This window comes from Prosthecobacter debontii (assembly GCF_900167535.1).
Classification (GTDB): domain Bacteria; phylum Verrucomicrobiota; class Verrucomicrobiia; order Verrucomicrobiales; family Verrucomicrobiaceae; genus Prosthecobacter; species Prosthecobacter debontii.
In genome coordinates, this window is record NZ_FUYE01000019.1 from 73173 (window position 1) to 86237 (window position 13065).

Annotated in this window: 10 protein-coding genes; all 10 read right to left on the minus strand. The window is 51.1% G+C overall.

Features of this window, described 5'->3' with window-relative positions; all coding sequences use genetic code 11:
- Positions 1–11: 11 nt before the first annotated feature.
- A complete protein-coding gene (locus B5D61_RS21515) occupies positions 12–1196 on the minus strand; it encodes a glycosyltransferase family 4 protein (protein ID WP_078815505.1) in 1185 nt (394 codons plus the stop codon).
- Entirely contained in the window at positions 1193–2377 is a 1185-nt protein-coding gene (locus B5D61_RS21520; protein WP_217699044.1) for a glycosyltransferase family 4 protein, read from the minus strand. Before B5D61_RS21520 ends, B5D61_RS21515 begins: the two co-directional genes overlap by 4 nt.
- Positions 2378–2416: 39 nt before the next feature.
- Positions 2417–3313 (minus strand): glycosyltransferase family 4 protein, encoded by an 897-nt coding sequence (locus B5D61_RS21525; protein ID WP_176159601.1) that lies wholly within the window; start codon positions 3311–3313, stop codon positions 2417–2419.
- Between the two features lie 266 nt (positions 3314–3579).
- Entirely contained in the window at positions 3580–4608 is a 1029-nt protein-coding gene (locus B5D61_RS21530) for a glycosyltransferase family 4 protein (RefSeq protein ID WP_176159602.1), read from the minus strand.
- A gap of 5 nt (positions 4609–4613) precedes the next feature.
- Positions 4614–5951: a glycosyltransferase gene (locus B5D61_RS21535; protein WP_078815509.1), complete on the minus strand. Its 1338-nt coding sequence runs from the start codon at positions 5949–5951 to the stop codon at positions 4614–4616.
- The gene (locus B5D61_RS21540; protein ID WP_078815510.1) at positions 5924–6733 is read right to left on the minus strand and encodes an FkbM family methyltransferase; all 810 of its coding nucleotides are present in this window, start codon (positions 6731–6733) and stop codon (positions 5924–5926) included. Before B5D61_RS21540 ends, B5D61_RS21535 begins: the two co-directional genes overlap by 28 nt.
- Positions 6734–6736: 3 nt before the next feature.
- A complete protein-coding gene (locus tag B5D61_RS21545; RefSeq protein ID WP_139373418.1) occupies positions 6737–7393 on the minus strand; it encodes a hypothetical protein in 657 nt (218 codons plus the stop codon).
- A 167-nt stretch (positions 7394–7560) separates the two neighbouring features.
- Positions 7561–9093, minus strand: coding sequence for a lipopolysaccharide biosynthesis protein (locus B5D61_RS21550; protein WP_078815512.1), 1533 nt, complete (start codon positions 9091–9093; stop codon positions 7561–7563).
- Positions 9094–9113: 20 nt separating this feature from the next.
- A complete protein-coding gene (locus tag B5D61_RS21555) occupies positions 9114–12005 on the minus strand; it encodes a hypothetical protein (RefSeq protein ID WP_176159605.1) in 2892 nt (963 codons plus the stop codon).
- 37 nt (positions 12006–12042) lie between these two features.
- Positions 12043–13026, minus strand: coding sequence for a dTDP-glucose 4,6-dehydratase (gene rfbB / locus B5D61_RS21560; RefSeq protein ID WP_078815514.1), 984 nt, complete (start codon positions 13024–13026; stop codon positions 12043–12045).
- Positions 13027–13065: the final 39 nt, after the last annotated feature.

Consider the following 13065-nt stretch of genomic DNA (forward strand, 5'->3'; position numbering starts at 1 on the left):
AGAGCAAGTCGTTAAGATCTAGCATTGGGTTGAGAGGCGAGTCCCAGCCAAGGACGCACAGGATTACAGATCGTAGAAGTCTCCCACAACTCTTGAAATTCTTGAACGCATCTGTCCCATGAAAGCAACGGTGACCAACACCGAGCCCCTTGATAGAAGGCATATTGTTTAGCTTCGTCTTTGAGGTAATCGTCCAAGATGTCAGCTTTTTCACTGATGGACTGAGAGAGATCAAACCTAAACCCTGCATCAGGAGGTAACGTGTCCGCAATTCCTTCGTGGGCGAAACCTGCAACGGGAACCCCCGCACGTAGGAACTCCAAGGTCGATATACCCAGCGCCTCCCGTTGCGAGAATAGGCACCCTAAATCACAACCGACCAGAAACGCCAGGAATCTCGCCGGGTCCTTTAACTTGTGAATGAACCCCACATTTCGAAGACCAGTCCGGCCCTCGAACATATGTATCGTTAGGCCAGCCGCGTGCACAGCCACGCGCCACCCACGTCTCGCCAATTCATCACGCAGGTCTAACAATCTTGGCAGACCTTTTCTCTCCCACTCCTTACCGACGAATCCCAGGACGAAATCTCGCGTGCGACCAGCGCCTTCCCTGAAATTCGGGAATGTCCAATCCGTTGGCAACGCCATGTTCGCTCCTGGCAAAATCGTGTGAAGTTTTGCAGCATCGACACCACACTCCTCCCGCATGACATCCGCTGCCCATCTTCCCATCGTGATCACACGCTGGCTCAAGGCATAGTTTTCTTTTTCCGCTTCCAGCCCGTGACGCACAATGTCCTGAGGTATTTTTAAATCCAACCCACGCCCCGTCACGAGAGCTGCAAAAGGCGCATCTACGTAGTGACTAATCACTCCACCAGCGCTTTGAATCGTTCTCGCCCGCGGAAAGTGTTGGTGAAATGTGATCACCTCGGATTGCTTGAGTTCGCGAGGCACTTGCTGTTCGAGCAGGTCTAAAAATGCTGTCGAGTATTGAAACCCTCCGCTCTTTTTCCCGACCAATAAGCGTTTGAGATTCCAGAAGAGTCGAGGCTTTTTAGCCGCCTGTAAATCTGGTCTCCAAGGCACCGTAGCAAAGCCTGCTTGCAGACAGGCTTGCCAAAAAAACCATGGAATACCGCTCCATGTGGATTGGGATGTGACATCCCCAACTGCAGCAATCGAGCGGTTCATGACTTTATGGCTTCGACAAGACGGTGCCCATAAGCAGACACATTCAACTTCTTGGAATCTGAAATAGCTAAAGTACCCATTTTACGTCGCAGGTCTTGGTCCCGAAGACGTTCCAAGGCGTCAACCAAACGCTCGACGTCCCGAATTGGCACCACATATCCATTTTGATCATGAACAACAGGGCTGCCAGTATTCGGAGTCGTGACCACGGGCAATCCCCACGCCAGCGCTTCATAAGTTGCCGTTGCAGAACCTTCACAAATGCTGGGCAGCAAAAAGACATCCGCCCAAGAAAACTGCGCAGCCATTTCGCTACGGGGAACGATACCCAAGAGCGTTACATACTCGGCCAGCTTACTCGCCCCATCCGGAGTGAGGTCGATCGGACCCGCCATTCGAAAGTCGGCACGTCCTTGGAGCTTTCTGGCCACTTCCATAACATAGGGTGAGCCTTTGCGTAAACCTACGGTGCCGACTGTCAGCACCCGAAGCGGTCCCGGTTCTCGCAGAGATCGTTGATCCAAAATCGCCGGATCAACCGTCATATTCACTCCGTAAGGTACAACGACAGCACGTTCCACAGGGCCACCCGCTTGAGCGATTCCCTCACGAACGAATTCGGATCCACATAGGATGGTATCCGCGAGTTCCCACTCAGCCTTTTCGTTCTCTTCGAAGGGTCGGTAAAACTCCTCATATGGAGGTTCAATCTCCCAGCCTCGCCAACGTGCATATTCCGCCTTCAATAGCGAAGTCTGCACGACAACGGGTGCGATCGTCTGTTCATGGAACGTGCGCATATGGTGAGCACGGGCAAACTTCATCACTTCGAGCCCTGCTGAATTGAAGGAGTAGACCGCATCCGTGCCATCTATGCCATGACGGATGACAGCTTCTTGCAATTCCTGACCCGCCTGGAGATGTGCCTGAGCGATCTCTCGCGGCGTGCGGGCGCAGCGTAAGCTCCACCAATATGCCATGCCGAGCCGATCGAAAGTTACCACTTGATCTGCGGGCACCCCAGATACCTGTCGAGCGACTAAACGTCTAACCCCACCGGGCATCAGCTTATGAGGAAGGTGCGACATCAATCGGCCAAGACCTGATGTCCCGCAGATATCAGTGTAGAGAGTGCTGAGAATTCCGGCCTCAGAAAAAATTCGAGGCACGGCGTAGTGCATTCGGGCCCCTAACTGTACAACGGCTATTTTCATCGATGGTTAGGCATCAGCGAATATGATCGCCGGAAACAGTAGCTGAATGTATCGCTTGGCAAATGTGCGGCCGGAGAGGTGTCGCATCGCATGCTGTCGTGCCATGAGACTCAACGCTTGCCTTGATTTCAAGTCGGGGATCAACCTCGTAACAGCTTCGGCTAATTGCTTCGAACTCCCTGGTTTCACGTAGATCACCGTAGCACCCTCGACATTGCCACACACTTCTCTGATTGGCCCCACATCTGTCACCACGGTAGGGAGTCCCGCCATCAATCCTTCGGCAAGTGCGATGCCAAAACCTTCATTGTGGGTGGTGGCATACACACACACATCCCATTTTCGGATGACCTCCGTTACCTGCCGAACGGTGCCGAGGAAATGCACACTGTCGACCAGCCCTAACGCCTCCGTCAGAGCGCGTAAATTCTGCGCTTGATCTCCATCTCCCGCCAACTCTAGAACCGCGCAGGGAAACTCCCTCTTGATCTCAGCGAAGGCTCGGATCACTGTCGCATGATCTTTGATCAAATCTAGACGAGCTAACATCCCGATCACCACCTTGCTGCCATTCGTCGGAATAATTCGTGGGATATGTTTCAGGCTATCAGGAACATCATAAACTCCATTTGCCACCACCTTTGTTTGAAAGCGATTCAGATAATAGCTGCGCTTAAAAGTATCAGCAACGTACTGAGAACAGCACAAATATACAGGATTGCAGCGCCGTGGGAAAACCAACCCTTCCGTGAACAAATATCTAAGATCTGTCAAACTACTCAAGTTTGATGCAGGGTTTCCACCATGGACCCCGACGTGACGACACCCTCTCGGAATCGAATGAAGAATCACAGGCAACTCTGCCATACCATGCCAAGCGATCACCGCATCAGGATTTAGCATGCTAAGTCTTCCACGAAGAGCTTTCGCCAGTGCGAACCGAGACCTGCCTAACATGTGTAAATGTTCAACAGTAGCACCCGAATTCGCCCAAACTTGAGACATCACCCCTTCATCTCCGAGAACTACAATGTGATGATCGACTTCACTGCCATACGAGCACAGATGATCACACGCCCTCTCACAGCCTCCTGACGCTGCGGAGACAAGGATGTGCACAAGCAACCCTTTGCTAATCACCGCATTCCCAGGTTCTCTCATTTGGATCGTTAGGCTGAATGCGATGCGACTAATTTCTGAATGACGTCAAGATACTTTTCAGTCATGACCTTACTTGAAAAACGTTGCTCAGCTTGCCGTCTGCACTCTAGCCTGTCCACAGAGTCAATCTTCTGCACAGCCTCCACCATTTCGTCTTCGGACTCCGCTAAAAATCCAGTTTTACCATGATCGATGACTTCTGGAGTGGAAGCACACCGTGTGGCAATAACCGGTGTTCCGCAGGCTAGCGACTCCACCATTACAATTCCAAAAGGCTCAGGCCAACGAATCGGAAATAGAAGCGCCCGCGCGTTTCCTAACAAACTCTTCTTTTGCTCATCATTGATTTCTCCAACGTATTCAATCACGTCTCCTAGATGAGGTTTGATCTCTTCGTTGAAATACCTCAGTCCATCTTCCTCTTGAGGTCGATTGCCAGCTATCTTTAATCTCACTCCACACTTTTTGGCGACCCTTATCGCCGTATCGACTCCTTTATTGGCGGTCAATCTTCCCAGGAAGACGAAATAACCCTCTTCCGGGATACCTGATCGAGCTTCAAACAGATCTGTGTTGGTTGAATTGTAAATGACGGAAAATTCAGCGAGGTGTCTTACGTCTTCGACTTGAGCGCGACTGATGCCAACCAGAGCCAGATTGCGTGATCGCCTCGCCACCAACCATTCAACTTCGCTAGCGAGGATCGGGTTTTGGAAACAACAAATCAGCGGCTTGGCTAACTTTAGAATCAGATGCAAGTAGTCGAGTCTTCCAAAATTGATCACGCAATCAGCCTTTAATACAGCAGCGGCCGAAATACCTTGAAACCAGGCTTTACGAGCTGCCCTAGAGAGTCGCTTAGTCGATGGCCGGTGGTGAATAAACAGTCGACCTCCAAAAGATTGAGATCCGGGGCCAGCGATCAAATCGACTACATGGCCCATGTCCCTCAGGCACTGACACAGAGATGCCGCTATTCGTTCGACTCCTCCATAATCAATAGGAGGAACAGGGATGACCGGATCTGTAATGACCAAGATTCTCATCCTACGTAGTCAGAATAAATTTTGGCATAGTGACCGGCCACCGTCTTCATTGTTCTTGGAAAGCTGTTCCGAATATTTACAGGAGCCGGGATCTGTAACTCTCCTGCCAGCAAGCCTTGAATTTTGCGAGAAAGGTCATGGCCGCTCCCTGCTTCAAACAACCAGCCATTGAGTCCCTCTCGAACGACTTCAGAAATCCCCCCCAGCCTGCTCCCGATCACAGGTAAACCCGCGGCAAAAGCGTCAAACACAGTCAGCGGTCCCGTTTCCAGCCAGATTGAAGGCACGACCACAGCATCCATTTCTGCGAGAGTCGTCATGAGATCGGTATTGGCTACCAATCGTGGCGAAATGAATCGTTTGTCTCCTCCTATTCTCTTGAGAAGTTCTTGGCCATAGGAATCATCCCAGTAGGGACCTAAAAAGTGGATTTGTAGGGGGACATCTTCAGGAAGCATTTTGACCGCATCGATCAGAACGTGGAATCCCTTCACCGGCGAACAGCGTCCCATGCAGGCTAAACGCAAAGGCTGTCTCGCAGGATACTTAAGGCCAACAACATCATTGGATGGCTCGCGTCCAGCAGTGCGTATCAGGTGGAGTTTATGCTCCGCCAGACCATTCGATAATAGGACCGCACGGCACCATTCAGCGCCAACAACGACGCCATCGGCCAAGTCAAAAAACTCCTCGAGAGACTGCTTGAAAATGCGTGTCATGAGCCGTGCCGAGAGGACCCGCTGCCACCGTGACGATGATGAGGGAGACACGCCGGGCCACTCCGTCATGGATGCTAGCCTTGCAAAGGGTCTTGGTAACCCGCTATCCACCAATCTGCAGGCTGTGCAGCGTTGGAGAATCACCTTACCATCGCAAGGATGCTTACCTTCATATAACAAGGCTCTTTGGACGCAGGATTGTCCTGGGGTGTGATAGGTCAACACGGTGGGAATGCCCCGTTGCTTGACTTCCCTCATGTGGCTTAGGCTTGCTCCACCATTCTGATCATGAAAGTGAACCAGATCTGGCTTCATCTGATCTAACAAGTCTGAAAAACCAGGAAGTGACGCATAGACTTTACTGTAGGCAGTCACGCGCTCAGAAAAATCTTTGAGCGCTGGCAGAACATGAACAGAGATTCCTTCATGTTGATGAACACCTACCGCTTCTTTTCGACCCGGATCTTGGTGGATTGCGACGATGGATTCCACACCATGATCTTCAAGATCGTGACACAAGGTGTGACAATAGACCTCCCGCCCTCCAACGGTCCAAGGCAAATAAGCAACTGGTAGATGTAGAACCCTCAAGCTAAGCTTTCTTTTGGGAGGCAAAGATAATCTGCAAAGTCCTGTGGTCGTACTTCCTGTCTAGTTCCGGGATTTAAAACCTTGTAGCCGAGATTATCGAGAAACTCACCGATATCATGACCGGATTGGCCTTCAGGCCACCAAAAGGGATGAATTCCTAGCAGTATCCTTGGGCGATGCAATTTCAAGACTTCTAGAGCCCCCTGCAGGACATCGAGCTCCGCGCCTTCGACGTCGATTTTAATCACATCGGGCCTCAATCCTGTCGCTGCGCAGTAGGCATCGATCGTGGTTATTGGGACTTTGACCACGAGAGGCTTTGCCGCAAGCGTCGCTAGATTTTTGGAATCGGAAAATGTTAACGAATTACTGCTATGAAGTCCGTCTCCTTGAAGGAAAAAATCAACAATGCCAACTCGCTTACCGACGCACACAGTTTCTACCTTCACCTGACGGACTCCGTTCCACCGAAGGTGGTATTCCATCTTTTCCACGTTTAGCTTTGAAGGCTCGAACGCGACCACACAGCCATCGGCACCTACACATCGGGCACCAACAATCGCAGTTTGCCCTATGTTGGCCCCGACATCAAAAAAAACATCCCCGGGTTTGATCAATGCGACGAGTGTCGCAAAGACCTTGTCTTCATCACTCGACCACCGATGCCTGAAAAATTCTGGATGACACCAGACGCGGCCTGCCTGAGCTAGGCCATTTGGCAGTGGCACAGCCATCCATGGCAGAGAGCGGCAGAGCTTCAAATAAGATTGCCAAATGTGCTTCAATAAATTTTTAAACAGCTTCATAGGCTAACCTCGATATGGAATCTCATTGCTTTTAGGCTGAAGCAAGATCCAGGTCATGGGACCACCCCGGCTTTCATCCATGGCAGATGTGACCCAAGCCTTCTGAATGGCTATCTTAGAAAGCCACCGAGGCCCTGTAAAATCTTCCACCTTACGTTCCCTGGTCATATATTCAGTTATGTCGTGGGTAGACGAGAATTTGGAATGGATCATGGCCGTCACCTGACGATCAACTCCTTCATGAATTTCAATGAGCAAAGTTGATTCACGCACTGCGGTTGTCGGGAGACTACCCAACAGCACCGTTTCATACCCCTCAACGTCCATGATGATTAAGTTCGCCCCTTCCTTGCTGATAGCCTCCTGAAGGTCCGTAGATTCACAGCGCCCGCGAATCTCGACCAGAGCCCCCATGCCATTATGCTCAGCCATTTTCCTGAGCCATTTGTGACCAGATTCCTCCTGTTCGAATGCAACCACAGGGCAGCCCACATGCGCAGCCACGCCGACTGCATAATACCCTTCCGCTGCTCCCACAACAATAGCCTTGCTCCACTTCTCCCGGATCAAAGATTTGATGCAATCGTGAAGTTCCAACTCATAAGTTCCAAGAAGCTTGGGGGGTGAATTGCTACCGATCGAAACTCCAGGATATTTCATCCCAGAGAATGGTCCGCTCTGCACGGCCCCCTGGCATCTCCACCGCAATAATCCAAACCACCACGTTCTGGGGTGCAACCAAAGACCTGAGGGACTGTTGAGCCACGATTTTAGCATTGAATTATGTCCATTCTTTTTTCAAAAAGCGTTCCATTGACCTCGTCCCTTTACTTCACCTGAAGCCCCTTCCTGTAGGAAGCGAGAGCCGTTTTGATCGGCATCACATCCTCAGAAAAAAGCCAAAAACTAAGGCTCGAATAAACTCCAAAACAGACCGACCCCGAAACGAGGATTCGCCCCCAGGCGAGGATACCATCTCCAACCATTGATTTCATCGAAAGCCATCCCGCTATCCCAGACATCAGCATCACAACAACTAAGCGTGCCCAGAAGGACCAAGCTGGCCAAATCCGCCTCCTCTGAAGAGCACGTGACAATTCGACTGGTAACATCCAACCGCTACTCAAGATAACGGCGACGGCCACACCCGCTCCAACCCAACCAGGCCCATAAAAGCGCACCGATAAAAAGACGAAAACAAAGCACAAGAGCCCGCAGATCAAATCAGCCAAAGCCGCATTTCGGTGCCGGTTGATCCCTGTTAGTGCATAGCGAAAAAATGACAATACGGTCCCCATTGATACGATGACTAGTGCACTCAGAAGCATCAGCGGATCTGACTGGAGATGACCGTGAGTCCAAAGACCAATAAAAGCTTCTGCCAAAAGCATATAACCCGTGCCCAGGAGACCTATCAGAAGAGCCGCTTTACGGAGTAAGGCAGCAATCGTTTTAGTGATCCACTCCCTATCCCCTCGTCCCATCGCCTCCCCATAGCCAGCCTGGAGGTTGGCGCAAAAGGACGTCAACAAACCAAAGGGGGCGTTAAGCAAAGCCACCGGCACTGTATAAGCAGGAACAGCCTGAGGGCCCGCCGCTCCACTGATGGCCAGTACGGGCGCAGTGCCCCACAAAATAGAGCCTATTTGCATGATGAAACTCTTCACGCTCATCCGCAATTGTCTCCGAATCTGAGCCCCATTCCAGAAGCTGCCATGAGAGAATGCCCAGGAGTGACGGCGGCGGCAATGCCAAGCAACGGCAAGTGAAACCAATAGGCCGCCGAACACATTCCCTGCAAAGATCCATGCCAAGGAGCATCCTTGTCGAGCGATAACAAGCATCAACACCGTTCCAACCAGTCTCCCAACTCCCTGATAAGCTGTAGCTAGGTGGGCATCTTGAAGGCCGAATAGCAGATTATAAAATGGAGAAAAAAGCAGATTTAGACCGGTTGAGAGACCTAACACAATAAGCAGACCGGAAAACTCTGGATGCGAAGGCAGCCAAGCGACTGGACTCATCAGTTTCAGACTCATCACCAACCCAGTCACGATGACGGCCACCAGCAAAGTTGAACAACCAGCAAGCGATAAACTGCATTTTACGATCGAAGCAATTTCAACCCGGTCTTCTCGACCACTGGCTTCCGCAATCAGCAACATCGAAGCCCAAGTCAAACCGCCATCTGCAAACATGAGGTAACTGCCAAAAGCCATTCCTGTGAGTAACAGCCCATATCGCTCTTGGCCTAGCCACTGAAGATAGAGAGGAACTGCCACCAACGACAAAAGCATAGCCAGCATGGCAAAGACTTGGCCAACCGCTGTCGCTTTGAATGCCTTTTTAATCCGGCTCACTTGTTCAGCATAGAATACAGCTATTCCACTATCACAGGCACAAACCGCGCAAAGACTCGATCCTGTCCAGAGTGCAGGTAATTGGATAAGTCATATTCAACGATTTCCCACCCAGCTCTCGACGCAGTATTCACGATAGAAGAAGGTTGAATGGATTCTGGATGCCATTCTTTGAAGTCATGTGAAATCTCCAATTTCCACTCCAGACCACTTGCCAATAGAGATCGCCTAAGCTGCACTGTGAATTTGTTTACCCCCTCAGAGGACGTCCCATTCAAGCCCCTAAAAATGGGATACCCGTCAGCCATCTGAGGATCCGTCCCAGATGCAAATTCAAGTATATTGGGAATGCCGTCGAGATCGACGTCTGCATTTATATCCTCATTAGACTCAGAATTCTCTTCCTCTAAAAAGTGTCTAGCTCGCCACGCTGCATAAAGTTCTGCAGGCTCATAAGCTCCAATGCTGGACCTCGACTCAAATACCCGTCCAGTGAAATCAGTGCCCGCTCCCAAATCAATTCCGCCGTGAGCAGCTGGGCCATCTGGAGAGGGAACATACGTGCTTGTCATATCAAGATCTGAGACCCAACGGCTTCTTTGATCATAGCCAAACGCCTGCCACTCTGACAGACTCCGCTGCCTCCTCGAATTCCCATCGTCAAAACGATGCACGATGATCCGCTCCGATGAAGTCTGATATAGGTTATCTGAGAACAGCAGGGCGTCAGCAAATGACGTATCGCTCATCACATTGAAAAACCGATCTGTCGGAGAAATGAAAATATTGTTCCTAAAGGTAAAGTTGAGGTCTCCGATCCGCCGAAAAAGTGAGAAGTACGGGTTATCACTGATTCTAAACGGCCTGAGATCAAAGGTGTTTCCTTCCCAGATAACCTCCCCGATGATCACCGCATTGTTGGCCCCATTTAACACTCCCTCGGTGAAAACGCAGAGATTGTTTCGAGCAATCAATCTTCCTCCTGGAGCGGCATTCCCTATGGGAAGTTGAGTGAGCGAACAACGTGTGACAGTCACTTTTTCAGCCGTCACATTTCCCCCGCCAAACGTCCCTCCGTCAAAGGTGAATTCGTGGATGCCTGCGGCGGCACCGACCTGCCCGGAAAACACCCCTCCAATAAAACGAATATGTTCGAACTGGGTGCCTATCCCATTGTTGTGCGCATAATAAGAAGTGCCGAAGTTCGAAGTCCCTTTTGTGGAGCCGATCACACCGGTGGTCCGATAGTTCAAACAATTGCGGTAGGTCGTGCAGTTACCCGAGGCTTCTGGAAGTCCATTGTAATCAACCCAAGGAGTTTGGTTAGAATAAGGAGTGCCTTGTTCAACTTGGCAGGAATCAACCGTGACATCTCGATGAGAGTTGGAGTCTGTAAAACCAATGCAGTGCTTACCTGCGTAATCGACATAACAATTTTTTAATAAAGAAACGCCTCCAAAATTCTGCTCTCCCTGAATTCCATACGAGGTGTAGGGATCATTGTCGCTGGCTCTGGCTAGAGCGGTTTTACGGATGCTCAGCCCCACCACGCGCAGATCAGGAGCTAGCAGCTTGATCGCCGACCCGCCTTCCGTTCTGAACCGACTCCGGGTGTAAATTTTGCCGTCAGCATTGGGATTCGTGCTTTCGAAAGGGTGTATAAAAATCGTGTCTCCATCGCTAAAAAAGCTGCCCGGATTGGCTTCAAGCTCAGCCATGACTTCCTCGGCAGACCGACCCGTGGGATGGTGGAGCCAACGATCATTTTCCCAGACCACAATGTCTTTGAGATCTGAGCTATCGCCATCGGTAGTCATCCAGACATGTGAATGATGAGGTGACGGAACGGGCTGCCATGTGGCAGAGCCGGATGAGATGTCTTTATGCGCTTGTATCCTGACGGTGGTTTGACCCGGCGGAGGACTGATCGTCAAACAAGTTGTCCTGATTTCCAATTGAAGTGATCCCAAGTCCAGAGGCTTGCTTGAAGTATCAATGACTAGACTGTGCCCCTTCTCATATCCCCCTTCGGGAGGGGAGAGGAGACCGGCATGCGCACTTTCCACATTGATCTTGGCGACGCTTTTCCAAGCAGTCTGGGGGGTAAGTCCATCACTGGCATCATTCCCATGGGCAGGATTAACGAACCACTGCTGCTGCCGCTCTTCGGGGGATAGTAAGCTAGGCGGTGGCGCTCCATCTCCAAAACCGGAAATGCGGGCCAAAGTCGCTCCGCCTAGACGCCCACGCCACATGTAAGCTTGCCCGGGCTGGATCGAAACGGGGGCATTCATCACATTCGCACGCGTGGCTTGATAGTTTGCGTGTTGTAGATTGTTAACGCTTAAGAGTCTAAGCTCGCCGCCCATCCTTTGAATGTAGGCTTTGGCAGAAAACGAGGTGGGAGTCGCCACCCACTCGATTTGAATCCAATACCACTGGCTTTTTTTGACAGTTTCCCCAGCAACCCACTGACTCCCGTCGATGCGGCTCAAAAACCGCCCATCGTAGGTCACCCCGATGGTCTGAAAAGGAGCGTTATCATCCCCGCAGGTAAGCTGAAGAACGACCGCTGGGTTAGCCTGAACGGCGGAATTGTAGTATCCAGCACCAACCAAGTCTTCGAAGCGCACCCAGCAACCCATCATCCCTTTTTGCCTGGCGTCACTCCATGGAGCCTGAGTTAAATCCCAAAAGGAGTGGGTCATGTCCCCTTGCGAGTCCGCAGACCATCCCACTTCAGAACCTGCAGCAAGCCGTGGGCCAATAGGACGGCAGTGCCAAGCACCTCGATTGAAAGCTCCTAATTGACCAGGGCTATCCGCGCTCAACGTTTTGATGCCTTCAAACGACTCAAGCCTGAGGACTTGCATGTCTGCCCATGCTGAGCAGGGGCTCAAGAGATGAGCCATGAACAAGAATACACAGACTTGCCACTTCATAACACGTCTAACGAAGAAAAGACGCGACCAGGGCAGCAAGCCCATCATCTGGGTCACACGAGCCTTGGGGAGAACCCATTGCCTGTTCAAACTTTGAGGCATCAATGGAATAACGTCTATCATGCCCAGGCCGGTCCTGTACATGAGTCACCAATTGACGTGAAGATCTCACCTCCAGCCCCGTCTGCTGGTCCCAAAGATCACACAGGTGCTCGATGAGTTGAAGATTGCTCAACTCGACACCACTTCCCAGGTTGTAAACCTCTCCCAGCTTTCCCCCGAGCAAAGCACGCCAGAGCATGTCCACATGATCCGAGACATGGATCCATTCACGGATTTGCCTTCCATCTCCATAAACTGGAATCGGCTGTCTGGTCTTCAGACAGCGTAGGACGGTGGGGATCAACTTTTCAGCATGCTGGCCGGGGCCGAAGTTATTGCAGCAGCGGGCGATGATGGCCGGAAAATCATAGGTCTTGACGTAACTGCGCACCAAGCAATCCGCCGCCGCTTTGCTGGCTGAATAAGGGGAGTTGGGCAAAAGAGGAGTTTCTTCCGTAAACGGCGGATCATCAGGGTTCAGGCTGCCATACACTTCATCGGTGGAAACCTGGATAAACCGGTTGTCACCTCCGAGCCTCCAATAAGCGCGACAAGCGTCCAGCAAATGCAAGGTTCCCAATACATTGGTCTGCATAAAGATGGCTGAACTTTGAATCGAGCGATCCACATGAGACTCCGCTGCCAGATGAAGCACATGAGTGATGTCATGAGCAGCCACAATTTGATGAACCCGTTCGGCATCTCTTAAATCCGCGTGTTCAAAGGCATACCGGGGATGCCGATCATGAATACCCTCCAGATTCTGCAAGTTCCCAGCATAGGTCAAGGCATCCAGATTGACCACGCAGTCAACTTCTGGCTCATCCACGATTCGTCGAATCAGATGGGACCCGATGAATCCCGCTCCGCCTGTAACGAGAATGTTCATGAATGCATCGAGAAGTCCTGCGGCTTAACAAACCAATGA